Annotated in this window: 17 protein-coding genes and 1 pseudogene; 6 read left to right on the top strand and 12 right to left on the bottom strand. The window is 60.2% G+C overall.

Annotated features, from left to right (window positions below; all coding sequences use genetic code 11):
* Positions 1–22: 22 nt before the first annotated feature.
* Positions 23–2194 carry a hypothetical protein gene (locus tag WDZ95_RS09560; protein WP_425777975.1) on the bottom strand — a complete coding sequence of 724 codons (2172 nt, stop codon included), beginning with the start codon at positions 2192–2194 and terminating at the stop codon, positions 23–25.
* 577 nt (positions 2195–2771) lie between these two features.
* On the opposite strand from WDZ95_RS09560, the gene WDZ95_RS09555 reads away from it, so the two are divergent.
* Entirely contained in the window at positions 2772–3059 is a 288-nt protein-coding gene (locus WDZ95_RS09555) for a hypothetical protein (RefSeq protein ID WP_166227973.1), read from the top strand.
* Here the strand turns inward: WDZ95_RS09555 and WDZ95_RS09550 are convergent.
* Entirely contained in the window at positions 3056–4582 is a 1527-nt protein-coding gene (locus WDZ95_RS09550; protein ID WP_277345045.1) for a recombinase family protein, read from the bottom strand. The two genes, WDZ95_RS09555 and WDZ95_RS09550, sit on opposite strands and share 4 nt — an antisense overlap.
* Before the next feature lie 185 nt (positions 4583–4767).
* Here WDZ95_RS09550 and WDZ95_RS09545 point away from each other — a divergent pair, with 185 nt between their 5' ends.
* The 4 genes from WDZ95_RS09545 (at position 4768) to WDZ95_RS09530 (ending at position 8667) form a co-directional block, all read left to right on the top strand.
* Positions 4768–5205: a hypothetical protein gene (locus tag WDZ95_RS09545; RefSeq protein ID WP_166227969.1), complete on the top strand. Its 438-nt coding sequence runs from the start codon at positions 4768–4770 to the stop codon at positions 5203–5205.
* 131 nt (positions 5206–5336) lie between these two features.
* Entirely contained in the window at positions 5337–6890 is a 1554-nt protein-coding gene (locus WDZ95_RS09540) for a recombinase family protein (RefSeq protein ID WP_166227967.1), read from the top strand.
* Positions 6887–7795 carry a ParB/RepB/Spo0J family partition protein gene (locus tag WDZ95_RS09535; RefSeq protein WP_166227965.1) on the top strand — a complete coding sequence of 303 codons (909 nt, stop codon included), beginning with the start codon at positions 6887–6889 and terminating at the stop codon, positions 7793–7795. The genes WDZ95_RS09540 and WDZ95_RS09535 overlap by 4 nt, the downstream gene beginning before the upstream one ends.
* Positions 7792–8667, top strand: coding sequence for a plasmid partitioning protein RepB C-terminal domain-containing protein (locus WDZ95_RS09530; protein ID WP_166227963.1), 876 nt, complete (start codon positions 7792–7794; stop codon positions 8665–8667). Before WDZ95_RS09535 ends, WDZ95_RS09530 begins: the two co-directional genes overlap by 4 nt.
* Positions 8668–9205: 538 nt before the next feature.
* Here WDZ95_RS09530 and WDZ95_RS09525 read toward each other — a convergent pair.
* The 4 genes and pseudogenes from WDZ95_RS09525 to WDZ95_RS09510 form a co-directional block, all read right to left on the bottom strand.
* Positions 9206–9919 carry a hypothetical protein gene (locus WDZ95_RS09525; protein ID WP_240936392.1) on the bottom strand — a complete coding sequence of 238 codons (714 nt, stop codon included), beginning with the start codon at positions 9917–9919 and terminating at the stop codon, positions 9206–9208.
* Between the two features lie 156 nt (positions 9920–10075).
* Positions 10076–10495 (bottom strand): annotated as a pseudogene (locus tag WDZ95_RS09520) (TniQ family protein); the annotation flags it as partial.
* Between the two features lie 40 nt (positions 10496–10535).
* Positions 10536–11621, bottom strand: a complete 1086-nt coding sequence (locus WDZ95_RS09515; protein WP_166227959.1) for an AAA family ATPase — start codon at positions 11619–11621, stop codon at positions 10536–10538.
* Between the two features lie 44 nt (positions 11622–11665).
* Complete coding sequence (locus WDZ95_RS09510) at positions 11666–14455, bottom strand: DDE-type integrase/transposase/recombinase (protein ID WP_166227958.1); 2790 nt, start codon at positions 14453–14455, stop codon at positions 11666–11668.
* A 341-nt stretch (positions 14456–14796) separates the two neighbouring features.
* On the opposite strand from WDZ95_RS09510, the gene WDZ95_RS09505 reads away from it, so the two are divergent.
* Complete coding sequence (locus WDZ95_RS09505; RefSeq protein WP_166227956.1) at positions 14797–15117, top strand: DUF6471 domain-containing protein; 321 nt, start codon at positions 14797–14799, stop codon at positions 15115–15117.
* Between the two features lie 43 nt (positions 15118–15160).
* On the opposite strand, the gene WDZ95_RS09500 is transcribed toward WDZ95_RS09505, so the two are convergent.
* The 6 genes from WDZ95_RS09500 to WDZ95_RS09475 all read right to left on the bottom strand — a co-directional run bounded on the left by WDZ95_RS09500 (position 15161) and on the right by WDZ95_RS09475 (position 26338).
* A complete protein-coding gene (locus tag WDZ95_RS09500; protein ID WP_166227954.1) occupies positions 15161–15730 on the bottom strand; it encodes an HAD domain-containing protein in 570 nt (189 codons plus the stop codon).
* 372 nt (positions 15731–16102) lie between these two features.
* On the bottom strand, positions 16103–17002 hold the full coding sequence (locus tag WDZ95_RS09495; RefSeq protein WP_166227952.1) for a hypothetical protein: 900 nt from the start codon (positions 17000–17002) through the stop codon (positions 16103–16105).
* A 212-nt stretch (positions 17003–17214) separates the two neighbouring features.
* Positions 17215–19137, bottom strand: a complete 1923-nt coding sequence (locus tag WDZ95_RS09490) for a hypothetical protein (protein ID WP_166227950.1) — start codon at positions 19135–19137, stop codon at positions 17215–17217.
* A 143-nt stretch (positions 19138–19280) separates the two neighbouring features.
* On the bottom strand, positions 19281–20492 hold the full coding sequence (locus WDZ95_RS09485) for a phospholipase D family protein (protein ID WP_166227948.1): 1212 nt from the start codon (positions 20490–20492) through the stop codon (positions 19281–19283).
* A gap of 51 nt (positions 20493–20543) precedes the next feature.
* Positions 20544–23717 carry a UvrD-helicase domain-containing protein gene (locus tag WDZ95_RS09480; RefSeq protein ID WP_166227946.1) on the bottom strand — a complete coding sequence of 1058 codons (3174 nt, stop codon included), beginning with the start codon at positions 23715–23717 and terminating at the stop codon, positions 20544–20546.
* Complete coding sequence (locus WDZ95_RS09475) at positions 23714–26338, bottom strand: PD-(D/E)XK nuclease family protein (RefSeq protein ID WP_166227944.1); 2625 nt, start codon at positions 26336–26338, stop codon at positions 23714–23716. Before WDZ95_RS09475 ends, WDZ95_RS09480 begins: the two co-directional genes overlap by 4 nt.
* Between the last annotated feature and the right edge of the window lie 98 nt (positions 26339–26436).

Genomic DNA, 26436 nt, shown 5'->3' with positions numbered 1-26436 from the left:
TGCGCGCTAAACGCAGACATGCTCATCGGCAGCCCAATTCAAGTGCTTCGACTCTCAAGAAACCCTTGCTCAGACCTACAACCGGGGACCTAAATATCGAGACGGCAACCTTTTGCTGAACGATGCTTATGCGTCGAACGATGGTGCTCATCACGGAGGGATCGAATGGACTTGCTGGCTGCTGACCTTGCGTAAAGTGGCGAAGATGTGCGTCGACGTCACTCGATCGAGCCCCGTGATTCCTGAGTTCGTGCTCCATGATTTTTCTCCCGCAATCCGGGGCGAGCACGTAGCCCGGCCACTGCGGACCCGTAAAGTCACTTGAGCGAAGTACATGCACTTGTTGGTCATCGAGAACCAGTGACAAAAGGCGAACGTTCTGTCCTCCTGCTACTGAGCGGCACCACCTTGTGAAAGGCGTTCCTGTGGGGATCGTTTTTTCGATGCGCTTTGCTATCGCATCACAATGCAACTTGTAGAGGCGAACGCACATCGCCGCGAAGCCGGATAGCGCGACAGGCTGATGTCCGCGGTCGCTCCTCACGGATTTATCGTGTATTGCTACCCAGCTAGAAGTGACATCGCCGATGCTTGCGTCCAGGTCGATCGATCGCTGTTCGCGCAGTGCAAGCAGGACGGCAAGACGCCATCCGGTGAGCTTGGTAAAAGCGTTGTGAAACGCTAGCAAAGCCGTCACTGTGGTGTTTTTGGCCGGACGAGCTCGGGTGACGGCTTCAACCAGCAGTGCGTCATGTAGGCGGACGTTCTCGATTCGAGGTACCACCGCACAACCGATGCCTAGTTCCGTTGCTAGCTGATGAGCTACCGGCTCGTCAAAGCCCAGTTTTTCATGTAGCCACTGCTGCAAAACATGCCACTCCTGTGCCGAAACGGCTGCGTAGTGCAGCTTGGACCTCGGGATGATCGCGAAGTCGCCGCTCAGAAACGCAGCATGCAGCTTGTTGATTCCCTGGTTGCGAAGCATCCACCCCAAGGAGTAGCGCAAACGCGCCCACGACGGCTCCAGTTCGTCTCTGCTGGGATAGATGCGTGCGCGGCTCTCGGGAACCCGTGACTCGGGGTAAAGCTCGGCCAGGTTCTGTGCGTTGGAATGAACCTGCAGTCGGGCTTTCAGATGGCTCTGCAAGGTGATGGGTAAATGAACCCTCAAGCGGTGGCCGGCGGGAATCGATCCGACCAACGGCTTGCTCGCCTCGTTGGCGATGACGTTGAGGTCTACTACTGCAACACCTTGATCGACGTCGATGAAGGAGCGACCATCGGCAACTGGCTCTCGACGAAGTGGCAGCGCGCCTGCCACGTCGATCGATAAGCCGGTCCGCATCACCAGAAATCCCAGGGCACCTTCCAAATTGTCGACAGCAAGTTCGGCAACGATCCTCGATAGAGCCTTGTTGAACTGATCGGGACCTAACAGGCGATGGTGTGCTGCCCCGCCCATATGGCGGGAAGTCGCGTTCAAAGCCGCACTCAAGATCTGCCCACGCACGCGCTCGTCGGTGGTCTGCGGAGGTGGCGGCTCAGTGCTCCCGAACACCTTGATGACCTTGGCCCAAATGCGCCGCAGCGCAGCGACGTCTTCATGAAACTCACCGTTCTCTGAATGTCCTGGCCCCGAATTTGTGGAAAGGACTAGCCGTAACTGGCGCCGGTCCAAGTACTCGAGGCGATGAAGACTCGCGGCATATTGGGCAAGGCTTTTTGAAACAGGCTCTCCGGTGGAAATCGCCAGAGCTGACGCGCAGCCGATGTACAAGCGCTTGGCATAGTTTCCGTTGCGAACGAATCCTTCATCGGCGAGGGCACACCAAACGGGGTGCTTGCTTCGCAGTCCCTTAAGGCTGGCCAGCGACGACGTGTATTCCTGTCCCAACTTGTCTTGAATCGAGTCGGCCAATGTTTGAAGTGCCGCAATCAGTTCATCGACGGCGTGAGATCGCACGATTAGGAACTCCTGGATTTCGCGCAGCCCAGAAAGTAGTGCCTCGCAAACTTCAAGCGAACAGGGCTGAGCCTTCGGTGCACGCAAGAGCTTGGTGATCTGGCCAAGGACGTCCTGGCTCTTGCCTTTGGCGTCGCGAATCAATCCGCTGGTGGGGTTGATGAGGACGTGCGACGTGTCGTGCTCGGTGGACGTGTACCGGACCAGGTCTGGCGAATCATTCGTAGGCATCGGTACTAGGTCGGTGTGTGGCGGTCCCCGTTGAAGAACTGCTGCCGTGACCGTACTTGGCAACGCAAGGTCGCTTCGCGTCGGGTCCTGTGAATCGAGTGGTGCGCTGGTTCTCATGTCTTTCTCGCATGAGGGCCACTGCCTGGCGCGACCACGTCAGCTGCCAAGCGCTGACCTATCCACATGTCACACGCGCTGGCGTCTGCACGCGGTTGGTGGCTCCCCGGGGCGCAAGGCGGGATCACGATGTCTGCTGGTGCGGACGTGTGCTTCGCCGGGCGAGCGAGGCACAGGTGGAGGGAGTGGGGCGTGGGCTGCATCGCTGAGGGATTGATGTCACTCCTCAGGCTATCGGCGCCCACGTCGGCAACTTGAGTAAGAAAGAACTGCTATACGCAGAATACGATGAAAGTATGAGAACCTTGTGAATCAGATATCTGATTCACACGAACCCAAGGGAGTTACATGAAGTCAGCCGGTTTCGGGCTGAATTCAGTCCGCACCTGACTTGAAGCAAGGTTGCCCGCTGAGGCGATCCCGAGGGAACCGCAGCCGGCGTTGGCGTCAGAATCGCGTGATGGATGTCACCAGCATCGACGTGGGCGAGTTGCGCAGCCGCCTTCGGCTGGCCAATGACGTGGTCTTGGCGCATCGCATCGCCAAGGGCCTCAGCCTCGAACGCGAGCGTTTGACCTGGGCTCGCGAAATCATCGAGGAGCGGGTGCTTCTGGCCCTAGAGGCCGTGGACATCGAATGCATGCCGCGTGATTGGTCTTGGCAGCAGGCTGCAGAAACAATCTCCGTGCAGATCGCGCTTGCGATCGTGCAGGAGCAAAAGAATGAGCCACGGGAAGGCGACGTTTAGGTAATGCAGCGCTCGCCTTGCAAGACTGTTCCTGATGGTCTCTCTAGAAAAGAGCGCAGTGCGCTCAGCAGCAAGTCAGCCGACTTCAAGGGGCTCAAGGCATCTGGCACCTCCTGAGAGAACCATGCAGGAGCACCACGGTAGGCCTCAGGCGTCAATAGCACGAAAGCGCGCACCACAGGGCCCGCGTCCATCTGTGCCAACAAGACGGCATGCGTCATCGGCCGCCTTCTCTTGAAGACATGCCAACAGGAGGCCCCGCGCAGCGTTCTCGGCCAGATTGGCTGAAGCCGAACCCGAAGATCTTCCCCAACGATGAGTACACGGCTACGAGGGTGGATCCGGCACGCAATGCCAGCGTCGAGCAGCAACGACTTGATGTCGCACTCCAGCCGATCACCGATCTGCCTACCGGTGACCTTGCTCTGCTCATGCTGCGCTCGAACAAGTTTGGCATCTCGCCCTGCAAGCTCCAGTGCGCGCGAGACCGAGCCGAAAGCATTTGTGTAGGCCTTCTTTGAGTGCAGACCAAGGCCCTCGAGATCCAGAGCATTGAGTGTCGGGTTCTCGGCAAGCCGCTCGCGAAGCACCTGCAGCAGTTGCTCCTTGTCGCGCCGCAGTCGTCGACGTTCCCACAGCCTGCCCTGCGCGCGCTCCCACAGGTCCTGAGGCACAACTCGTTCGATCACGTTCGAAGCCCTGGTCTCCGGTCTGCGCTTGGACCTTGTCCCGGCAACGTATCGCTCTCGACCCCAGACAAAATTGCCCGCGTATGCCTCACATCGCAGCATCGTGTCGACCATGGATGCGGTGAATGGGCGCCCGTCTGGCGTCGTCCTGCCCTCAAAACGCAGTTGCCTCGCGGTTCCCTTGATGGTTCCGCCCTCACCGGTGTAGATGTCGAAGACCCGACGCACGAGATCCACCTCCGGAATCGGACCGGGCACCCAGGCGATACGCTCGCTTTGCATGGACTTGCGCTGGCCCCTGCTCAGAGGGCGCTGCACGCCGTCCTTGTCGATGGCCACCCGGGTCAAGCCCATACACGGCAAATGCCCCATCTGAAACCCCAGCTGAATGGCTCTGTCTTGTCCAGCTCGGCTCTTTACACCCAGCTCCCTTGAGTATTCAGCCGCCATCGCACGCTTGAGTGTCTTGAGCAGCGCGGTCATGGGTTCGTGATCGCTGCCGAACGCTTCTTGCACATAGACGACCCGAGCACCATGCAAGCGGCAGGTGTACTCGTAGTAGGCGGCAGCATCGATGTCCTGAAAACGCCCCCAGCGACTGACGTCGTAGACCAGGACAATGTCAAACGGGCGTGGATCGTCCATCACATCCCTGAGCAGGGATTTCATGCCGTCACGCTTGGAGATGCCAAGCCCGCTCTTGGCAGCGTCTTCGTAGGTTTTCACGACGCTGATCGCGTTCGCTTGTGCGTACGCCTGAATGGCGGCGAGCTGTGTCCCGATCGAGAGCTCTTGCTGATCTGTGGACATGCGGACGTATGCAGCAGCGCGCATGGAAACCTCCACGGGTGCGACTTGCCTCAGGTGGCGGCCGTTGCCACAAAAGCTCCCCAGCGCGACACCCGAAACGGCCTCCCACAGGAGCGCCATTTGTTGCCGTTGAAAGGCATTCTCAAGGCGCGGTTATTCAGGCAACGCAATTCACGCGTCAGCGGATAGCCAAGCTGTGGAGGCCATTGATGAAAGAGCGATGGTGTAGCGCTTGCGGTGAGCTTTTTCAAGTGAGACCGCAGAGTCCGAGTCAGGCGTTTTGCGCCAAGCAGGACTGTCAGAGGGAGAGAAAGCTACTTTGGCAGAGGACGAAGCGCAAGAGTGATCCGGACTACGCAGCCAATCAGGCAAAAGCGAGCGCTGCCTGGGCGAAGCGCAACCCGGACTACTGGCGAAGTTATCGCGCGCGTCGCGTGGAAGGCAATCTCAGTGAAAGCGATATCGCTGGCCTGTTCCGGCAAATGGCAGCGATTGCCCGTGAGGACGCGTCCTCACAACGGTCTGCTGAGGCCACCACATCACGAACTCGACACGCCTCCTTCGCGGTTGAAATTCCTCTCGGTGACTTCGCCGCCATCTCGCTGTTCGTTCGGCTGGAACTGGGCGATGGTCAGACGTCTTCATAGAGCGAGCGCAAATAGACGACTTCATAGGCCGTGTTGTGTGCAACTGCTACCGTCCAAGGCGCTTGCCACCTCTGGAGCAAGGTGGATTTGCGGTGTATGGAGCTCCCATATCGACTTTCGGAAGAGCCGCCATGCAGCACGACGATCCGCCACCTCCGCAGAAATGGACACCGGCAGCCGCCTATGTACGGATGTCCACGGAGCATCAGCAGTACTCCACTCATAACCAGCACGACAAGATCCTGGCGTATGCACATCACCGTGGTCTGCGAGTGGTGCGCACGTTTGCAGATGAGGGAAAGAGCGGACTTCGGATCGATGGACGGGATGCGCTCAAAGCCTTGATCAACACGGTCGAGTCGGGAACGGCCGATTTCAAGGTCATCCTGGTCTATGACGTGAGTCGATGGGGGCGCTTCCAGGATGCGGATGAAAGTGCCTACTACGAGTACATCTGCAAGCGCGCCGGGATTCAGGTCGTCTATTGCGCCGAACAGTTCGAAAACGACGGCTCTCCTGTCTCCACCATCGTCAAAGGCGTGAAGCGGGCGATGGCAGGCGAATACAGCCGAGAACTCTCATCAAAAGTCTTTGCGGGCCAGTGCCGATTGATCGAGCTGGGGTATCGCCAGGGCGGCACAGCAGGCTATGGGTTGCGGCGCGTGCTTCTGGATCAATCCGGCAAGGCAAAAGGTGAGCTCTCCCGGGGTGAGCACAAGAGCCTGCAAACCGATCGGGTCGTTCTCAGGCCGGGGCCGCAGACCGAGGTGGATGTGGTCAAGCGCATCTACACCTGGTTCATCGAGCATGGGCTGACCGAGCGGGAGATCGCAAATCGACTGAATAGCGCGGGTGTCGCTGCGGAAGGCGGGGGATCCTGGAGCAGAGGGCAAGTACATGGTGTCCTGACCAACGAAAAGTACATCGGCAACAACTTGTTCAATCGAACCTCGTTCAAGCTCAAGAAGCTGCATGTGGTCAACGCGCCTGAGATGTGGATCCGCAAGGAGGGAGCGTTTGAATCTCTGGTGGACAAGGAGACGTTCTATACGGCCCAGGGAATCATCCGTGGGCGCTATCGGCGCTATTCCGACGAAGAGCTGCTTGAACGGCTTCGCGCGCTGTTTCAGCAGAAGGGCTATCTCTCGGGATTCGTGATCAACGAGACCGATGGAATGCCTCCCGCGTCTGCGTACTCGTCGCGGTTTGGCAGCCTTGTACGCGCGTACAGCTTGGTCGGATTTCAACCGCTCAGGGACTACCGCTACCTTGAGATCAACAAGGTGCTGAGGCGACTGCATCCGCAAGTTGTGGAGCAAACGACTCAGATGATCGAGAGCTTGCATGGCCGTGTCGTTCGAGATTCGTGCACGGACTTGCTCGCGATCAACGGGGAGTTCACCTTGTCCATGGTGCTCTCGCGCTGCGAGAGCACGCAAAACGGCAAGCACTCATGGATGGTCCGTCTGGATACCGGGCTTGATCCAGATATCACGGTCGCAGTCCGCCTGAACTCGACCAATGAGCAACCGCTGGACTACTACTTGCTGCCACGCCTGGACTTCTCCGGGCACAAGCTTCGGTTCGCGGATCAGAACCGCTTCGAACTGGAGGGCTATCGCTTCGACAACCTCGACTATCTGTGGCAAATGGGGGCACAGATACATCTGCGCAAACTCGCATGAGCCGACCAGTCGCCGGCAAGGAAGTTCGGGTGATACCCATCGCCAGAATTGCCGTGCTCAACCCGCGCGAGCGAAATTCCGAGGTGTTCGCGGAGATCGTTCAAAGCATTCGAGACGTTGGCTTGAAGAAGCCCATCACCGTGACGTCTGCGCTGGACTCCGATGGAGTGGAGTGCTTCAAGTTGGTCTGCGGCGAAGGGCGGCTGAAAGCAGTTGCCCATCTCGGAGAGACACAGATCGCGGCAATCGTGATCGAGGTCAGCGAAGAGGATGCCTTCATCATGAGCCTGGCCGAGAACCTTGCTCGGCGCAGGTATCGCCCCATCGAGTTGCTGACGGGCATTCGGGTCCTGCATTCGAAAGGGTACGCGATAGCGGAGATCTCCAGAAAGACGGGGTTGTCTCGCGAGTACGTGAAGGATCTGGTGCTTCTGATCAGCCAGGGGGAAGACCGAATCCTCGCCGCGGTTGAATGCGGGACGCTGCCGATGCGTGCGGCGATAGATATCGTGGACGCCGGCGATGACGACGCCGCGCTGCAGACGACACTGCACGAGGCATACAACTCCGGTGTTTTGCGCGGCAGGCAGTTGCTTGAGGTGCGCAAGGTGATCAAGCAACGCGCATTGTTTGGAAAGACCTACACGAGGCGAGGCTCAAGTGGTCACCCACCGGTGACGACCCATAGCTTGGTCAGAACGTACCAACAGGAAGTTGATCGACAGCGCATCGTTGTGCGCAAAGGCACGCAAGTCCAGGAGCGCCTGCTTATTGTTACCAGCGCCATGAGAAAACTGCTGGCGGATGAGAATTTCGTGACCCTGTTGCGTGCGGAGGGGCTTGAGACGCTTCCCAAGTACCTGGCTGAGAAGATCCATGCCGCCCACGCGGGAGGTCGAAAATGAAGGCGGTGAGCCTCGGGTTTCTGCCCAAGATCGTGGAGGTCAAGCTGGACAACCTGCTCCCGCTGAAGGTATTCGCCGATACCGTTGTCCAATCGCCAAAGTTTCGCAAAGTGGTTGCCTCGATCCGGGAGGTCGGGCTGATCGAGCCTCTGGTGGTGGCAGCACTTGACCGGCAATCCGGCAAGCACCCGTTGCTCGATGGGCACCTTCGCCTTGCCGCATTGAGGGAGTTGGGGCACGAGACGGTTGCCTGTTTGATTTCGACCGACGACGAGTCCTACACCTACAACAAGCGCGTCAACCGGCTCTCCACGATCCAGGAGCACTGGATGATTCGGCGGGCCGTGGATCGAGGCGTCTCACCTGAAAGGCTGGCGCGCGCTCTGTCCGTGGACTTGAGTGCCATAGCAACCAAGCTGCACCTGCTGGAGGGGGTGTGCGCGGAGGCATTGCACGTGCTGCGCGACCGGGAGTTTTCCCCGGGGGTGACAAAGGCGCTGCGGCAAATGAAGCCAACCCGGCAAATCGAGTGTGCGGAGATGATGGTGGCAGCGAACTGCTCGACCGTGCACTACGCCAAGGCATTGTTGGCAGCAACTCAGGACGAAATGCTTGTTTCCCCCCGACGCTCGCCGCGAATGGCAACCGAGGCTCAACTTGGACAGATTGAGCGGGAGACGGCCAACTTGCGGGCCCGGTATCGAATGATCGAGCAGACCTACGCTGACGATGTCCTGAATCTTGTTGTCGCCAAGGGATATGTCAGCAAGCTGATCGGGAATCCCGCTGTCGAGGGTTATCTCCGGAAATGGCACGCCGAGCTTTTTCCGGAGCTGGTTGCCCTGGTTTCACTCTCGTCCTTGGACGACTGAACTCTTGCCTGGCCTCGCCGAGCCTGGGCCGGCATGGTGTCGAAAGCGCTAAGGAGATTGCCGCGGTGGTGTGCCCAACGGTCATGCCTGGAGAGGCATGTCGACGTGCTTTCCTGGGCTACTTTGTTGAAGAAGGATGACAACTGTCGCGGAGCGGCCTGCGTCGGGCGCACATGTTGTCATCGGAGGGTGACAGGGTTGGCCGAAAAGATGTATGATTTTCAAAGAGAAATTTGTGGTGTCACTCCGCTCAGGGCACCACCTACACGAGACACCAGTTAATCTCGATGGGTATACGCATCAAGATCTACTGGCTCATAACCCAGGTCGCAAGTTCAAATCTTGCCTCCGCAACCAAACAAACCCAGTGCCAGCTGGTCATCGAATGTTGATTCCAGCTAGCTTTGTCGCAAAACGACAAGGTATGGTTGACAGAATCGCAAGCTGACACAGCGCTAAGTGCTTGATGCCAAACAGAACGGGGTGGGCCGAAGGGCTCACCCCGTTTCTTTTTGGTGGCATATTTCTCTTGAACTTTTCAGCTGGGCAGCTCGAATCTTGCTGGGTCCGAGAGCACGTCGTGCATTGCTCGATAGCGCGGCCCATGCCTGCCGAGGCTCGCCTTCAGGCCTGAATGAAGCTGCAGGCTTTTCTGATTCACAGCCTTGCCTCTGCTGAGCAAGGCACTACGTGCTTGCATGTACACGCTTAACGCATGGGAATATGCATCTCCACTGCGGATTTCGCGTTGAACCCGGTGCTTGGCTGCAAGTGCCTTCGCTAGCACGGGAGCGGCCGCACGTAAGGCCTCTGTTGAGACGCCCAGTGCAGATGCTGCGCGCTTGAATGACGGTGCCTCATCGCATTCCAGTGCATTGGAGAGGTGTTGCCTCATCTCATCCGCGGTAGCTGAGCTACGCAAGTAGGTCCGTCCAAGTCGGTTCTTGAGTTCAACCGCGGTCGCATGTACGTCAGCCGAAACGAAGCGGCCCACAAGCATTGCAGACAAATCTGCCCCGCCGGCGATGCTGAGCTGTACAAGAGGCGCAAGTCCGACAGATGTGTGCTTCTTGAGCCAAGTACAGATGCTTCCCCTCCCTATTCCTGCAGCTCGCGCCGCCGCAATCGTGTTTCCCTCGAAGCGACAGTCCACCACAGCTTTGATTCCCTCGCGAACAGCCGGACCGGTGACAAGTTCGCACTCCTCTTCGCTGAGTGCAAGAACCTTTGAAATGCTGTGGGCGATGGCCAAGTCGACAGAGCCTGCCTTGATGAGAATGGGTGTCTCGCATCGACGCCCTACGCTACCGCAATCAGGGCACACGCCGATAGCGCGCGGCCTGCTCTGAAGAGCGATGCGCTTACCACCCACGCCACCGCAGCCAGTGGATGAATGCAGCTGAACCCCGTGGAGCGGGCAGCAGCTGACGCCTCGGAGTTCCCAAAGAAGCCGACCGTAGGGAATCTCCTGCTCCAGAAGGTCGTTCTCTAGGCAGATGGGGCAATACCGCACCTTCCCCGACTTCTTGAGGTGGATAACGTTGGAAAGTGAAAGGGGGCCACCGAATCTGGCCAACGTCGTCGTAGCCAAGGCCTGGCCGGTCGCCACTTGCAGTCTGTGAATCAATACACGCCCCAGCTCGCTATCTGTGTGGACGCACCATGTACGGGTAATCTCGGACGGTGCGCTAGCACTCATTCCATCGGAGGACGAGCGGAAGAGGTAACTCAGGAGTTGACGCGTCGTGCGGTGATGCGCCAAAGAAATGCGCTCAACTAGGCTACGCAGACTTTCGACCTGGGCGGTTCCCAAGCCGCCTACGGCCATTGGAAAGAGCAGCGTGCGAGGTGACATGCTCGTCATTGCCTCAACCCTCCATCTTGAGCGTCATCTTGGCGAATGCCGCCTCAGTCCAGGCCCCGCTACCGTAGGCTGATGTTGCCAACTTTGCTTCGCCCGCCTCAATCTCCTCGCGGATGGATTCACGCAGCGCAGCGGCCTTCGCTGCGTTCTGCAACATGTAAGGACTGAAAACACCGCCCGCCTCCAGTTGTTGTGAAAGAACGTTTGTCATCAAGTTCTTGAGCAGCCCGACGGCACCGAAGGTGACTTCTTGGAGTTCGTCACTCACTGCATCAAAGGCGGGGACCGCCTCACAAGGCCAGGCTTGCATCAGCCTCTGGATGACAAACTTGAATGCAGCTCGGTCGTCTGCCGTGTCTTTGTAGCGCTGCAGTGCGAAGATGTTGGTCCTCCGGCAGACTTGTCCGCTCTGGACAATGATGTCAAGAAGGTCGAAGCTTCCAATGAGCACGACCTTGCAGCCGACGGTGTTGGCCAGGCTCTTGAGTGTGTCCATCACCGCAGTTGACCTTGCCATGGAAAGCAAGTGCGACGCCTCGTCGATGACCAGAGCCTTGGTCTGGCGATGGCGCAATGCACTCTCGAGCACATTGCGCATGCCCTCAGTCGTTCGACGGCCATGAACGTTGAGCCAAAGGTGCCCCTCCTTGCGGACAACCGCTACTCCGCTGTCTGGGTCGTGCTCGTGCAGTTTGGTCAACGCCAGCCTATACAGCCCCTTGAAGCCCTGCTTCATGTCGCCGCTTTGCCCAGCCTCGACGGTCACAACCGGAATGATTCCCGGGTTTCCCTCGATGTCAGAACGAAACTCGTTGAGAAGCGCTACCTGGAGCGCCTCACTGGCAGCGGTCTTTCCAGCTCCAGTGACGCCGGTAAGGACAAGAATGCTTTCCCCATCAGGTGAGTGGATGTGGCGTAGGAGGTCATTCAGGAGTGTTTGAAGTGCAGGGTGACGAACGCGCGCCTGCTTGAAGCGCTCAAGCGCCTCTACGGCTTCGTGCGAGTCAGAACTCTTGGTATGCGTGGAGCTCCGTGTGGGCACTACAGGGGTTGGGGCAGCGTCAGGGCTAGGAATGATTGCAAGTGGCATATTGATGTCTCAGAAGTTCATTTCACGTCGAAGGGATTGATGTCTCAGAAGTAGGTGTCTCCATCGAGGTCTCTAATGAAGTCGTCGAGACGTTGCTTTGGAGGTAGATGGGCTTTCGGTACTGCGCTGTCCTTCTTCGTTCTGGAGTTCCCTGCAGGGCGTATCACTCGACCCTTCGCGACCGAACCATCGCTCGCCTCCGAGCGCTTGTCCGCGCTCTGCATGGGGACCGAGGCCGCGTTGCTTTCAGAGGGTGCCGAACTGGTTGAATCGGCACCGCTGAACTCGGCAGTCGGCCCTGGTGCATCTATTGCCTCGCTGGCGTTCTCATGCGCACTGCTAGTCGGTCCATCTGCAATAGAACTGTCTTCAACGTAAGCGTCTTCTGGAACCTCTTCCCACCCCAGCAGCGGGGGAGGGAGATAGTTGACGTCAGCTTCATGATTGATGGCTTCTGAGTGCGCTTCAACCATGCCCAATCGAGCGTAAAGTGCGTGCTCAATCATTAGCGCATCTCTGGTCGCCTCATCCCACAGTTCGTGGTCCCACAACTTGACCCGTTTGCTGGAAGTGGCAGGACTGAACTTGTCTTGCTGAGCCAGCCTTCTTCCCTCAGCGCGTTCCTCTCTCGCTTGAACTGCGAGTTCGGGTCGAAATCGACCTTTGAGTCCTGAGCTTTCGCGAGACCTCGCCACCAGCCACTTGTCCCGGTAGCAGGCGTAAACCACCTCAGCGTTCCAAAGCTCAACGCGAACCTCGACGTGTGCAGCGCGAACCCAGCGAGCATCCTTGAAGGCATCGTGCCAGTAGTAGACGCCCTCGACGAAGATGCCGCGTTGGGGGTCGATTTTTCGCGTTGCCACACGCGGGTGTGGAGAAGTGAGCAACTTGAAGAGTTCGTCATAGCGCACCATCCGATGCGCTCGCCGGCCGAGTTCGAACTCTGTCTGTTCATCGAGCTGTGCGGGTGAAACACCCAGTCTGGGGTGAACCCGGTGACGATGAATATCAAAGAGCAGGTAATCAATCTGGCCGTGCAGTGAAGCCAGTGTTGACCTCGCATGCTTCTCTGGGTAGTGCGACGAAGACACCGCCCTGGGGTCCTTCATATGGATGGAGTTGCCTGCGAGTTGCTGAAGCAGTTCGGTCTCTACCGTGCCGAAGAATCGCTCGACTATTCCAGAGTCGCGAGGCTTTGCGCTGCGGCGCCAACGAACGGTGATTCCAAACAGCTTGCAGAACTGAGTCAGGTCATGGCTGTGAAACTCCTTGCCGTTGTCAAGAACGAGAATGCGTGGCAAAACACCCCATCGGCGTACGTAGTCGCGAAGACACATGAAAACGGAGTGAACGCCGGCAGCGCGAAAGCTGATGAAGAAGGCGCGCGCACCGCTGTTGGAACCGTCGACCATGACGGTGAGGACCGGCCTGCTCTGAATGGGAATCCGTCTCCCGCGTACTCTGATGTTTAGCGGAGTGTGGTCGCAGTACGCAACTTCGTGCGGCAGCACACCGTGCACTGGACTGCCGTAGTTGAAAGTCAATGGAATGGGCGCGGTTGCGTAGTCACGACGCTTGCCTTCACGCTGCCGAGTGTTCGTTCGCGGACGTGCCCACTCGAAGAAGCGAGTCCTGGACATGAACTGCACGTTTGCAGCGTTGCAGTCGTTCACGTAGTGGCTGTAGGCAGAACTCAGTGTCTGTTTTATTGGGGTGTTGAAGCGCTCCTTGAGGGTTCTCTCTGCTATCTCGTACGTCTCGGCCGGCAGACGCGGAGTTGCGTTGCCTGCTGTCTTTGGTACGAGCGCAAGCAGTCGCTCATGAGGCGACTCTTTCCCTCGCAGTGCGCTTTGGATGCGTTGCCATGTCCGCTCTGACATGCCACTGTCCGACTTGCCGCGTTCGAATGCGGCAAGGCGCTTGGCTGCTTGAATGAGCTTTTTGTTGGACAGCACCATCTCAAAGGCCGCCGGAACCTCTTCGACTGTCAAGCCTAGAGGTTTGAGCAACTGGTTTTTGTGCAGATGCCGAACAACGGAGAGTTCAAGTTCGATAATTTCACCGGTGGCCCCGTTGACCAAGCTCACTTTCTCTTTCCCAACCAGCAGCACCTTGAACTTCACACCGTCGTAGTCGACCTCGGTGCCTTGCTCAATTTCAAGAATGCTGTCTGGGGAGGTGGGCCGTGCAGACCTTGCTGCCAATCGCTCAGCCAGTACGACGTATTCATCGCGATAGACAAGGAGTTCGTCGGTGTCGATGAGCCGTTCGGTGTAGAGGTCCACGTAGACAGACCCAGACAACACGCTTTGGAGTACATGCTCTGGCTTGAAGCCGTGCTCTTCCAGGAGTTCGAGGTATGGACAGCGCAGCCTCTCTGAGAGCAGAGTTTGGAGTCGGATTGCTTCGTTCTCGGGGACCGGGGGAGTTGAGGCAAGGCTGAAGTCCGCCAGGATGTCGAGGTTGGCGAGGAAGATTCGTGGGTGTTCATCGGCCGACCGAAGTCGGTACGTGATTCCCATGTTCTTGAGGTGTGGCTCTACATATCGGTCCCGCCACGCTCCCTGCTCATCCTTGAAGTAGCGGTGTGGCCTCTCTGACGCCAGGCGCTCCAAGCGCGCCTCTTCACGCCATTCCTCAACGAGGAAGCCCTCATCCGTAATGAGAAGAAGGTCTGGCAGGTGCGAGACGATGGTCTTGCCCTTACCGGCTTCCACCGGGATTGAGAGCTGAAACGGCTGGGGCCACATTTCCAGTGTGCTCTGGTCGTGTTCCCTGATGTACAGGCCCGGCAACTCGCAGGTGCGGCTCTCAGCCATCAGGCCGCGTCCCATCTTCTTGCTCTGAAAGAGGGTTCGTACAGCACCGTTGAGATGCTGCTGCTGCCGAACAGGCGCCAACGCTGTCCCGCGAGCGCTGCGAATCAACGTTCGCCCTGCTGCGGGAGTACGCCACTGAGCAAACAGCTGTTCGACTTCGTGGTCTGAGAGTGGTGGCATGACGGCGCGGAAAACTGAGGTGATGAGCTGCGTCTAGAAACCGGGAGCAGCGTTTTCCTCCATCCACACCGAGTTTGGTGCAACAAAGTGGCACCAAATATATCCATTTGGATTGATGTTAGTCTAAATCGGATTGTTTAGCGCAGAATAAAAAGACACAACGCGTTTTAGACCGCATGCCGAAGCAGCCAAGAGCGCAAGAGCTCGACCCGAATATCCAAAACCGCGAGAACGCCCGCCGCAAGACCTTCTGGGAGGACGAGGCCAGAGCCATCGTGCGTGCCGAGATGGAGCGCACTGGCAAGTCCTACAAACACCTGGAGGCGCTGCTGGCTGGTGTGGGGGTGCGAAACAGCGCCGCGGCCATCATGAATCGCGTCAACCGTGGCAACTTCACCTTCGCGTTCTTCTTGCAGCTGATGGTGGCGATGAACTGCGAGGAACTCGACCTAGTGCGAGTGGCGAGAAGGTTTCGGGAAGTCGAGCGCGATGCTTGACACCCTCGAGCCGGCCGCATGGTGTGCCGCGCCCTGCGACCGCCTACATATGCAGCGCAGCAGCGCAACGCTTGAGTTTGGCGGAGAACTCTTCTAGAACAGGTGCGCTCGAGAGCCCCGTGCTCCCGTCGCATGCGATGAGATTCTCTTGCGCCCAGGGGGGCCACCCCTCAACGTCATCATCAAGCGCCAGCCACTGGCGAGGCCTTCGCCGCTGTACGTCAGCCCAGACCTGCATGCCACGCGGAATGTTCTGGAACGACGCTTGCAGCCAGGTGTCGGCCCCATGAACTCTCCTGTGAAACGTGCCGCCAATAAAGCGTCGGCGTAAGGTTTCAGGGAGGCGCTTGAGAGTCCTCCCGTAACCCGGTCTGATGCACCAGGAGCTGCTCAGAACAATTCGCACCTCAGGGAACGGTTCAAGCGCGGTGACAAGCAACGGGACCCACTCAAAGAGCGTGTGACCAGGTGCAAGGACTGAACTCACGTGAATGCCGCGGCGTGGATGCCATACCACTGCTTCATGTTGGACGACGCCGTCGAGGTCTAAGTACAGCAGGAAGTCGGCCCTTCGCGGCACGTGGACGGAACTTGGTGTCGACGTAGGACTCATCCTTCCAATTTATCGCGATGGCTGCTCGTTTGGCCAACACTCTAGAAGACCAAATCGAAGGCCGAGTACCGGTCGGGACCGAGGTGGATGCATCGCCGGGAAAAACGCCCATGCTTGGTGGACGTCGCTGCTTCAACTAAATGCAGAGGGTGGCACGGTGCGCCAGAGCGTATGAGGTGCGAGTGTCGAATCACGGACATCGATTGCTTTAGGGCCGCGCGTGAAAACCTCGCCAAGCAATGGCGGACGATGGCGTCTCTCTGGGCTCAAGCGCAAACGATAGACGGTTTGAGAATCGAACCGAAAAACGTCCACGGAACCGGGTCCACTTCAACTCCAACTCCAAGGTGCGTTCTGCTACAGGCCTGGGACTCAGCTTTGCGAGACTTCTGGGTCGGGCTTTGAAGGCCCAAGCACCTTCGCCTCAGTCAAGACGCGCCGGTAGAGCGCAAGGAACTGGCTTACCGCTCCCCATGACTTGGTCAGTGGCTTGTTTGTCAGTAGCGCTGCCAAGCACCAAAGCAGCCGCTTGAGGTCACGCTCTACGATGTGTCGGACGTCTGCAAGCGACTCACCCATCGAGTAAGACCGTCCGTCCTCGGCATAGAGCAGTTTGTTGCGGTAGTCGGCCCGCTCCGTCACAAATCGCTTGACCCGGTTGCCCTCCGTGTCGGGTAGCCGCTCCAAGAATGCTTGATACAGGTCGTTGACCACGGTGTCATCGCTCACGTCGTTCTTGGTAATCGCCACGTCGAGTGGATTCACCTCAATGAGTGGCTTCTCCCCGTCTGCGAATATTTGCAATACGACCCGACCACTCTTGACCGCTGGTACCACACGCCAGGATGTCAAGCCCTCCAGCCCAGCTGGCGTGATTCCGTTGAATAGAAAGTCCTCGAACACCAGGGCCATCTGCCCTAGTACTGGAGTGACGGCGAGTTTCACCAAGTGATTCTTCTGCTTGGCCACGAAGTCTCGGTGCTCAGGGAAATGCTCCGAGTTCAGCTTGAGCCACTCGAAAATGGCAACTACCAACTCCTCCTCGGCCGCAATCAACCGTAGGGCGCCCATTTCGTCGTCTACACCCTCCAGGCGCAAGGCTCTCTGCAGGTGGTAGGCCGCCTTTGCAACGCGGGTCTGAACCTTCAAGGGGGCTGCCTTAAGAATTGCAACGACTACAGGCTCGCCTACAAGCCGCTCCAGGTCGCCTGTGTCGATGGCGATGAAGTCGACGCTTGAGTTGGCTGCGTTGTCAGGGGCGTTGCCGTCCATGGCGGCGTTCTAGTCTATGGCGTTGGACTCGTGGCGGTGCGTGCAGGCTGCGAGCCTCGCTCGCTACGGTTACACGACTATTGTGTTGTGCAGTTGCAAGACTATTGTGCTTTGCCATCACAAGACTATTGCGTTGTATTCGCGAGTGGCTTCAAGGCTCTGCTGCCTCATCGCCCAGGGCATACTTCATTGACAACAAAGGTCGGGTGGCATCAGCTTGTTTTGCGCTTAAGCCAGTCCTCCCAGGCCGCTGCCGCCTCAGGGTTCTTTCGTTTCCAGTCGTCGAGTTCTGGACCCTTTAGCCAAGCCGGCTCGCGGCTCCAGTGCATCGACGGACTACCGTCCATTGGTCTTCGGCCGACTTCTTGGGGTTGTGAGGGTGCCGGGCCGGGACGCCTGCTTGTCGCCTCGCCAGGCAGGGGGCGAGCCAGTAGCTCCCGCATCTCGGGGAAGAGAACGCCCAGGAGCGGGTCGAAACGTCGGCTTCGCCTGTACACCGACTCAACACCTCGCTGACCGCAGTCTTCAAGGTCTTGCCAAACCTTCTCCCGCCACTGGGTGACACGCGCACGGTGCTGGGGCTCCAAGTTCGGCTTGTACGCCTTGAGCGCCGTGAGGTAGAGGGTGTGCCAACAAAGCTTGTCCTGCGCCTTCTCGACAAGGGCTGTGTTCAGTACTTGCCAAAGCGTCTCTACGCGGTACCCCCAGGCCGCGTTATCCTGAATCGAGAGCAGACGGTCGAGGACGCTTCCCTGCCACGCGTAGAGAACTGGGTCATCTCCGTGTGCCAACCCGTACGACGCAAGCTCTTTCCCAAGCTCGGCGATGAGCTCACGGGTCGACTCCTGGAGTTGCCTGGCTTCATGGGTTTGGGCATCCTCTGCACGAAGAGCAGCGAGACTCTTCACAGCCGCCAGGTACTCGCTCCGCAGCCGCGCCAATTCCTGCTCATCAGCCTGAAGTTCTAGCTCCAGCTGCGCTGCTCTGGTCGCCGCCTTTTCGTCGAGCCAAGGATGGGCAAGCCACCGCTTCGCGGCCAGTTCATGCACCACCAAAGCTGTGAACTCGGCTCGGGACAGCGTTCCCCCGAGACTCCCGACATTGATTTCGAGAGCCGCGAAGCCTTCCGCGCGGATTCGGTCAAGCCGCTCGGCCGTGATTGCGTTAGTGACCGTGACCTCTATGAGCAAGGTCCCCCGCGCGCCGTCTACGGGGTCAACAAACTGTGCGATGAGGTCGGGACGAATCTGGCCGACCTTTTCTTCTAGCCGAACGTTCGAGAGCTCAAGCAGGCTCTCGTCGCGCCGAGCAACTTCATGGTGCAGCTTTGAGCCGGCGCCGCCGAGATGCTCTCGGAGAACAAGTTCCGGTATCCGCAGGCGCTCCTCTCGCCTGAGGACGTCCTTCGCTAGCCAATGCAACAACGACTCCCTGCCGGCTGTTGGGCCAAGGTCCTGCAACGCTTCGTCAGGAAGCCAGTCCAGAGCGGCAACCGCCTTTGCGGTGGCGAGCGCATGCGCTTGCTCTGCCAGGGATGCGTCCGACCAGTGCTGCCCATGCCAACTCCCGGCCTCCACCAAGAGGTGCAGTCGCCCCTTGAGCTCGTTGGGGTCTAGCGCGGCCAGGGCGGGGTCGTCCATCACGACCTGGACGACAGGATGTAAGGCGCCGTCAAGTTCTTCAGATAGGGAACCCGTGAGCTGAACGACGACAGTCCTGCCGTCCTCGAGCGTCAACAGGGCGCGTACTTGGTCAAGTGGCTTGAAGCTCCGTATGTTCACCGCTTCCGCCGGCTGAGAAATCCATGCGGAGTAAGCGGCACCGCTCAACCCGACAACCTGGGCAGATACGCGCCGAGCAGGGAGCACTACGCGGTCTTGTTTCTCGAGCAGTTCAAGAGCCGCGGCTCGGGCAGTGAGTACGAGGCAGGAGTGCCGGTCAGTGCCATCGGGGTGCCTGAAGTGCGGCCGCCTTCTCCACTCGGTCTTGGCGGCATTCACGGCCGTCAAGGGCTCGCCGCAGCAGTAGCAAACACAGTTGCATTTCGAGCCGCGATGCTTTTCTTCGAGCTCGAAGATGTACCGTGCCTCTCCGGTGTGAATGTCCTTCCCCCACGCCAGGACGAGGTCGCTCAACTGCTGCCTGGGACTGGGACTTCCCGGCTGAATGCTCCAGAACGCAGCTCGGTCACTGCTCATAGGCTGGTCAAATCAGAGGTAGGTTGTCTCAGGGGCGATTGCTGGGTGCTGAGTCCGCAGGAACTCAAAGAGCAGCATGCTCAGCGGGGCGTAAAGTAAATGGCGTCCAGGAGCGCTGCGCGCCCCAACCAGATTTGGACGTCAGCCGCATTGCTGGGCTGGGGATGCCTCCACCAAGCATCGCCTTGCATCGGCTCGATGATGCGTTGCCAGTAATTTCCTAGGTTTGTTGTGCTCGGGCTGACACCAAAGTTCTCGCACAAGTCCTTTCTGTTGGCTGAGTCGATGCACACGAACGTGTCGGGACGCTTCATCGCCAAGAGCCTGGTTGCGGTCGGTAGCCCGCCCACCCTGCCGTCCTGGTCGAAGGCTGCGACAAACGCCTCGCAGTAGCGGTCGTAGTCACTTTGCGTGACCAGTCCCATCAACGGGATGAAGTCGAGGGCGGCGGAGAGGCCTTGAGGCGCTTCGATGACCAGGTTCGCAAACGTCCCACTCGCGCCCATGCTTCCGAAGAGGCCGTAGTCCACTCCCGGCTGTTGGGATTTCTTGCGTCCCAGAGTACCTGCGACCAGCTTGCGGTCGTCTTCGACCCATTCGGCGTAGGAAACGCCGGTAGCGAATAGGGCGCGTGCGTTCGTCAAGACGCCCAGGCGCTCATTGAGAAGGTGCGCCGACGGGTGCGATGAGCTCCGGACCTGCACAAGGTAGTCCGCCCAGCTCATGTCATGTGGCGCACGCTTGGTGTTCCGGTTGAGGGGTAGTCGAACGTCAGCAAACTTAGTCAGTTCCTCTCGCACAACCTCCTTTGCGTCGTACTGATGACGGTACCGATAGAGGAACTCAGGCGAGAGGTCATCGGCGCCGCTCCAAGCTTCCGCAACAAAGCGACTTAGGTCCGCCAGTGCAGCATCCTCGGACGAGCCGTCCAGCAGCACGCTTGCCTCGACGTTTCGACGCATCGCGGCCTTCGTAAGGTTGGGACTCCCGACCACGCAGCGGATGCGTTGCCCGTTGCGAAACAGGTATACCTTCGGGTGAAACAAGTCACCGGTAGGCGGAACGACGGCTGCGGCCGAAAGGGCTGCAGCTCGCTCAAGAACCTCGGGCTGCGTTTGGAACATGTGAGTGCCCACGACGAAGTGCTCGAACTTCTCGCTGTGCTTCATCGCCGCTTCGAAGACTGCGTTCTCGGTAGCCCAGGCGACCGCCCACTGCATGGAATCGCAGCTCTCCACAAGTGCAACGAGAGTCGTCTGTGTCTTTACGCGCGACAAGAACTTCACTTCCATAGTCGTCACTTCTGTTTCTGTTGAACTCTGCCTACTTCGTCTACGGGACCGTCAAGCCAAGCGAACGGCTCGTGCAGCCACCGGCAGGTAGAGCCACCGCTGGCTCACGGGCTTGCCGGTCGCGGCTAGGAGGGCGTGGCCGTAGGACTCGAGCTGAGGACCATGCTCAGCCACCAAGTCCTCGTCTCGGGCAGCCCCACCGGGGTTCGACTTGTGGTCCAGGAGGACCCACCCGTCGTGCGCTTCGACCAGCAAGTCGATGCGGCCACGGATGCGGGTTCCGTTTGGGCCATCAGCCTCCACGGGAACTTCGACATGGACCGGGCAACCGGGCCAGCGAGCGCTAATCCACGCCTGGAATGCAGCGACCTGGGCGCAAACGGCATCCTTGTCCACGCAGTGAGCAACGGCCCAGGTCTTCAAGACGCGTTCGACTTCCGGGGCTGAAACGCCACCAAGCACTCCGGCGCGCGCGATGCACAGGTGGAGCGCCGTGCCCAGCGACGCCATGTCGGGCTTGCCCGCCAGGCTTAGCCGCACACCGACGGTGTCTGTCTCAGCGACCTTGAAGGCCCCGCCCGAGGCGGCGCTTGGACGATGCCATAGGGGTTCGCCTTGCATCCGTGGCCGCGGGGTGAACCAGTGGCACGTCTCGGGCGCTTTGGCCGGCGGCTCGACAGCGCAGTCGTCCTTGCTCCATGACTTTGTCAGGCGGGAGAGCTGCCGGCCGCAAGGTAGCGCCACGGCGCCCGAGTCGCCGAACAACAGCTCGGTTGCGCCTTGAATCTCGCCAACCCAGGCACGCCCAGGTCCTCGCGAACGAACGAAGGACACGGCCACGTTCATGTCGCGCGCGCGGGTCAGGCCGACGTAGAGCAGGCGCCTGTTCTCCGCCAGGGCTTCGGCCTGCATGGCTTTGCCAATGTCGCTACCTTCCGCATTCAGGGCCGCTTGGGGCTGGGACCGCTTGCCCCAGGTCTTCAGCCAGCAGTGGACGAAGCGGTTGGCCAGCGGCTGCTGTGGGTCGAAGGCGCCGACTGTCCTGGCGCGGACGCCCCAGAGTGAGCTGCGCGCCGTCGCATCGAGGCTTGTCAGCACGACGACGGGCCACTCCAAGCCCTTGGCACCGTGGTAGGTCAGGACCGTGACCGAGTTGTCTGCCGAGGTCGCCCGGTTGTCGTCTTCTGCGCTGGCGAGTTCGTCCAGCCAGCGCAGCATGCCGCTGACGGTTGCCGGCCGCTTCGCGGCAACGCACTCGTCCTCGAAAGTCTTGCCGAACTCGACCAGCGCTTCGACGTTGGCCAGGCGGTTGCGGCTCTCGTGGGGAGAGGCCGACCATTGGCCGACCAGGCGCGCGACCTGGGACTCAGCAGCGGCAAGTCGCAGCGCCTCCTGTGGTGTTAAGGCGTTGAGTGTTGGGCGCAGCTCTTCCAATCGGGCCAGCAGCGGATGGGCGTTGTCGCCAGTTGTCTTCCACTCATGGGATTTGGCTCCATCGTTGGCAAGGTGCTGCAGCCGGTCTTGAAGCCATGTTTCGACCGGCATGCCTTCGGCCAGGGTGAGTACCAGCGCCGTCGCGACCGTGTCGGTCGGGTCGTTCAGGCGCCGCAGGCATGCCATCACGTAGATGGCCTCGGCAGTCCCCAGCAGGCCGGAACGTGGGCTGGCTGAAGGGATGCCCCAGCGGGTGAGCGATGTGACGGCAAACCCGACCTGCTCGTTGTAGCGGCACAGCACCCCGACATCGCCAGCCTGAATTGGTCGCAGCTGCTCGGTGTCCTTGTCCTCGACCTTGACGCCTGAAGCCAGCAGTTCGCGGACGGCTTGTCCAAGACCCAGGTAGTCCGAGTCGTTTCTGCTGCTCTCGAAGCTCCAGTTCAGTAGTGCTGGCTGGTCCGGGATGTCCTTTCGCAGCGGTTGCAGCTGAACCTGCGCTGGAGTCAGGTCGGGCTCGAACGCAGACCCGAACACGCCGTTGGTTAGCGCTACGAGTCCCTCGATGGAACGCCTGGAGGTGTCGAGGGCCTTCCCAATGGTTCCGCCCCAATCCTTGATGGCGCCCAGGACGCCAGCGATGAGGCTCGCGTCCGTGCCGCGGAACCCGTAGATGGCCTGCTTGGAGTCGCCGACCCACACTGACCGCTTGGCTAGCTTGGCCAACTCCACGAAGAGCGCCAACTGAAGGGGGCTGGTGTCCTGGAACTCGTCGACCATGATGAGGTCCAGCTCGGCCGCCAGGGCTTCGCGGACGCTGGGCTTTGTCCTCAACGCCCGCAGCAGCAGAACCTCCTGGTCACTGAAGTCGACGGCGCCCAGTGCTTTCTTGGCCTGCTCGTAGGCGTCGAGAACGTCGGCGGCTAGGTTGAACACCAGCTCCAGGTACTGGCGGACCTCGGCATGAAAGGCGGGGTGAGACTCATGGGCCTGAGCGGCGGCCTTGACTGGCTCCACGAGGTCTTTGACCTTGGCGCCAGCGTTCAACCCGGCAGCCCCTATCCAGTCTGGCCAACTCCAACGGTTGCTCTGGAAGCGGCGGTCCAGCTTTTGGATGTCCTCGAGCCCATCAGTGAGGTTCTTTGCGACCTTTGCGCCGGCAGCCAGCTGCTGTTCGACGTAGGCGGCCACCTCCTGGTGCGCCTTGGCCAGAGCAGCCACCAGCGCGTCGGTCGGGTCTGGTCCTGCCGTCGGAGCAGGCCAGTTCGCGAGCATCGCGTCTGCGTTCTGGGTACCCATCGCGCGGAGCGCCGCTGGCGCGATGTCGTTGTTGAGCGCGGCCTTGACGACGTCCTCGACGGTCTTGGACCAGTCTGCTTGCTCGATTCCAAGCCGCTCGGTAAGCCACACCAATTGCGCTTGCGCGGCAGCGTCCATGGACTCGGCCAGGGTGGCTTTGAGCAGTCGCTTGGATTGGCCTTCACCCAGGACGGTCTGGTCGGGCGACAGGCCCAGCTCAAAGCTGAATCGCTTGAGCATCTGGCCGCAAACGCTGTTGACCGTGCCCAGGCGGGCTTGACCGATGGCGGTGGCCAGGTCGATGCTTCCCGTCTCAAGAAGCCAGGAACGGGCGCGTTCGCGCAGCTCGGTGGCGGCCTTCACCGTAAAGGTTGTGGCCAAGATGGCGTGAGGGCGTGCCGCACCAGACTCGAGCGCCTGGGCGAGGGTCTCGGTCAGCTTGTAGGTCTTGCCGCTGCCAGCGCCTGCGCTGATGAACTCGATGTTGTTCATTGTTCCCAGCCTCCGAGCAAGACGAGGTGGTCTCCGTCGAAGCGGCTGTTGGGGCCTTTTACTGGAAGTGTTCCGTCGGGCCCCTTGAAGTCTTCTGGCGGGTCTACCGGAACTACATCGATGACCCCGTCGTCCAGCTGTTGCTTGCGCCAGTTCCAAGTCGCGCGTGCCTGGTCCAGCAGGGTGGCGACGGTTACCCCTTCTGGCGGCCGCCGGACCTGCGCCTTCGGGAAGAGGTCTGCTGCTGTGATGTAGAGCGCACCGCTCTCCAAGATGAAATAGCCGAGCGCGGCGGGTGCGGCCCCGTTCTTTTGCTCGACGAGACTGGAGTAGAGCGCGAGTTGCAGGTGCTCGCCCGAGCGAAGCAGCCCAGCGTAGTAGTTGTCGCTCCGCCACTTCATGTCGAGGGCGACGGTTCGCTTGTCATCGAGCGTGACCAGCAGGTCAATCTTGCCGACCAGCGGTACTGCACCCAGGGTTCCAGAGAACGCGACCTCGGTCTGAACTTGAGTAGCCCCGGCCGACCGCAGATGGTCGAGCAGGCTGCATATGGCGCCTTCGCAGACCTTTCGGAAGTGCTGCTGGCTGACGCCCGCGCCCTGCATCAGCAGGACGGCGCCTTCTGTCTGCAGGAGCGTGTCGGCCTCGGCGCGGAACCAGGCGACAGCATCGGGGTTCGACCAAGTCAGTGCGGCGGCGTGCTCGAAGAGTTTCTCGAACACACGGTGCGCAAGGATGCCGAGCAGGCGGTTGTCCTCCTCCACGGTCAGGACCGAGGTGGGCTCCAGGCCCGCCACTCGCTTGAGCACGAAAAGGGCAGGGTCGTTGAAGAGTTCGTTGAGCGTGGTGAACGACTGCGCGGAGTCACTGAGCTGTACGGGCTGCGGGAGTTGAACGAGTCGAGGTGGCGTCGGCAAAGGCTGCGGCGCCAGCGCTGCGGCGGTGGAGGCGATGAACGTGGAACCTATCGCTGAATCAAGGTCGATGGCGGTGCTCTCGATTGCGGGCAGCAGCTTCTTGAGCAGCAGACGAATCGGATGCACCTCGGCGCCAGGGGGCGGGCAGACGAGGACAAAGCGCTTGCGCGCTGCAAGCAGCGGGCGAAGCCACTGCGCGGCCAGCGATACCAGCTCGCGTGCCGGGTCTCGCAGCTGGACACCAAGCTGGGTCAGAGATTCCACTTCGGATTGCGACCAAGGAAGCGGCGACGGCAGGGCGGGGGTGGACGGCATCCACCAGACCACTTCGTCGGCAGCCTCGATACAGGCGGCCGGGGTGCTGGCAGAGCGCATGCAGCCGACATGCGAAACCGCGGCAGGGTTGGTTGCCCCGGCAGGCGTGGCGTGGGCGACTAGCTGCTCGATTTGCCGAGGCAGCACCGTCGCCAGGCCCTGGCTGGCGAGCTCGGTCAGCGCGTCGTGGACGGCTGCGCACTGGCGATGCGCAGCCAGGAAATTCGCCACATCAGCGGACTCACCCGTGAGGCGCCGCCGCATCGCTTCTTTCAGTCGGTCAACCCGGGCGATGAGTGCGTCGACGGGCACTCCGTTGTTGCGCGTCCAGCGCTCGGATTCCAGCCAGAAGGCAATTTCGTCGGCGACTTCCTGGGCGTCCTCTCCCGTCGCGAGCTTGGCCTTGGCCGAGGTCCAGGCCTCCCCGCCAATCCCGGGCTGTTGAGACACAGCGCGGGCGAGGGTGCTCCTCGCGCGGCGGCTGAACGGGCCGACCGGGTGGGTGAGGAAGTCCAGCAGCCGGTTGATGTCGAGGGGCGTCCAGCACAGCTCGAGGGCAAGAGGCAGTGCCTGAAGGGCAGGACGGAGCTGGCTCGGGTGTTCGAACCCACAGTTGACCCCGCCAGTTGCGGACAGGGATACGTCGAGCCCATCGCCGGCGTCCTCGGCGAGGACCAGCCGGTCGCCCGGCTCGTACGAGTTATGGGCGCTCAGCCAGTGCGCGGCAGTTGTTGCCGCGAGGGCGTGCACCAACAGGACGCTACCGTCGGGCAGCGCGCCCAACTTGCCAGCCGGGTGGCCGGCCAGAACGGCCAGCGCCTGCTCCTGCACCGCGCGGAGATGCCCTGTGCCCTGTGGTTCGGGGAGACGGACCTCAACGGCAGGCAGGAGGTCGAGTACTTGCCGCCAAAGGAGGGGGAAGTCTTCGGGTGGGTCAACGAGGTGAACCGACTTGATGGGGCCGGGCCCCGAATCGCGCAGGGCTTGCACTACCAGCTGCAAACGCTCGGCCTCCCCGGGCGGGAGCTTGCCGGCGGCGGCCGTCTCGATGGCGGAAAGTTCCTTAACTCGCGCTGGGTGCGTTGACTTCGCACTTCCGTCCCAGCCGCCGAGGCGCCACTCGTCTCGCCAGGCCAGGAGGCTTGCGGCGGTACCGATGCTGTCTGCCTGCAGGGACTCGCTGTAGAAGTAGGCGCCGTTGTCGTGAGCTCTAAGGAGGCCGGAGTAGACCGCTACTCGCTTCGTAAACGAGGCCTCAGGTGCCGACAAGCCAAGGTAGGTCTCTAGCAGGGAGAGGAAGCCCACACGGCCGACAAGAGGGCTGTTGAAAAAATCCGTCGGTGACGGGCCCTGGCGGGCGTCCAGGAACAAACCAAAGGTGACGTGCATGCTGTAGTTGACTCCCTGAAGACAATCGCGTGCAGGCGTTCTATTGCGTCTTGTTGAGCGGCATCGAGCTGATAACAAAACTCCTTTAAAATTAAAGT

The sequence above is a fragment of the Hydrogenophaga sp. T2 genome, assembly GCF_049843535.1.
In the GTDB taxonomy this organism is placed as follows: domain Bacteria; phylum Pseudomonadota; class Gammaproteobacteria; order Burkholderiales; family Burkholderiaceae_C; genus Hydrogenophaga; species Hydrogenophaga crocea.
This window is presented reverse-complemented; position numbering and strand designations above follow the sequence as displayed.

What these genes read in the sequence shown, in the direction of transcription:
- WDZ95_RS09480 (WP_166227946.1), bottom strand. Translation starts at nt 23,717, where the DNA reads ATGAACAACATCGAGTTCATCAGCGCAGGCGCTGGCAGCGGCAAGACC.
- WDZ95_RS09540 (WP_166227967.1), top strand. Translation starts at nt 5,337, where the DNA reads ATGCAGCACGACGATCCGCCACCTCCGCAGAAATGGACACCGGCAGCC.
- WDZ95_RS09500 (WP_166227954.1), bottom strand. Translation starts at nt 15,730, where the DNA reads ATGAGTCCTACGTCGACACCAAGTTCCGTCCACGTGCCGCGAAGGGCC.
- WDZ95_RS09475 (WP_166227944.1), bottom strand. Translation starts at nt 26,338, where the DNA reads ATGCACGTCACCTTTGGTTTGTTCCTGGACGCCCGCCAGGGCCCGTCA.
- WDZ95_RS09515 (WP_166227959.1), bottom strand. Translation starts at nt 11,621, where the DNA reads ATGCCACTTGCAATCATTCCTAGCCCTGACGCTGCCCCAACCCCTGTA.
- WDZ95_RS09555 (WP_166227973.1), top strand. Translation starts at nt 2,772, where the DNA reads ATGGATGTCACCAGCATCGACGTGGGCGAGTTGCGCAGCCGCCTTCGG.
- WDZ95_RS09550 (WP_277345045.1), bottom strand. Translation starts at nt 4,582, where the DNA reads ATGCGCGCTGCTGCATACGTCCGCATGTCCACAGATCAGCAAGAGCTC.
- WDZ95_RS09510 (WP_166227958.1), bottom strand. Translation starts at nt 14,455, where the DNA reads ATGGGACGCGGCCTGATGGCTGAGAGCCGCACCTGCGAGTTGCCGGGC.
- WDZ95_RS09495 (WP_166227952.1), bottom strand. Translation starts at nt 17,002, where the DNA reads ATGGACGGCAACGCCCCTGACAACGCAGCCAACTCAAGCGTCGACTTC.
- WDZ95_RS09530 (WP_166227963.1), top strand. Translation starts at nt 7,792, where the DNA reads ATGAAGGCGGTGAGCCTCGGGTTTCTGCCCAAGATCGTGGAGGTCAAG.
- WDZ95_RS09485 (WP_166227948.1), bottom strand. Translation starts at nt 20,492, where the DNA reads ATGGAAGTGAAGTTCTTGTCGCGCGTAAAGACACAGACGACTCTCGTT.
- WDZ95_RS09505 (WP_166227956.1), top strand. Translation starts at nt 14,797, where the DNA reads ATGCCGAAGCAGCCAAGAGCGCAAGAGCTCGACCCGAATATCCAAAAC.
- WDZ95_RS09545 (WP_166227969.1), top strand. Translation starts at nt 4,768, where the DNA reads ATGAAAGAGCGATGGTGTAGCGCTTGCGGTGAGCTTTTTCAAGTGAGA.
- WDZ95_RS09560 (WP_425777975.1), bottom strand. Translation starts at nt 2,194, where the DNA reads ATGCCTACGAATGATTCGCCAGACCTGGTCCGGTACACGTCCACCGAG.
- WDZ95_RS09535 (WP_166227965.1), top strand. Translation starts at nt 6,887, where the DNA reads ATGAGCCGACCAGTCGCCGGCAAGGAAGTTCGGGTGATACCCATCGCC.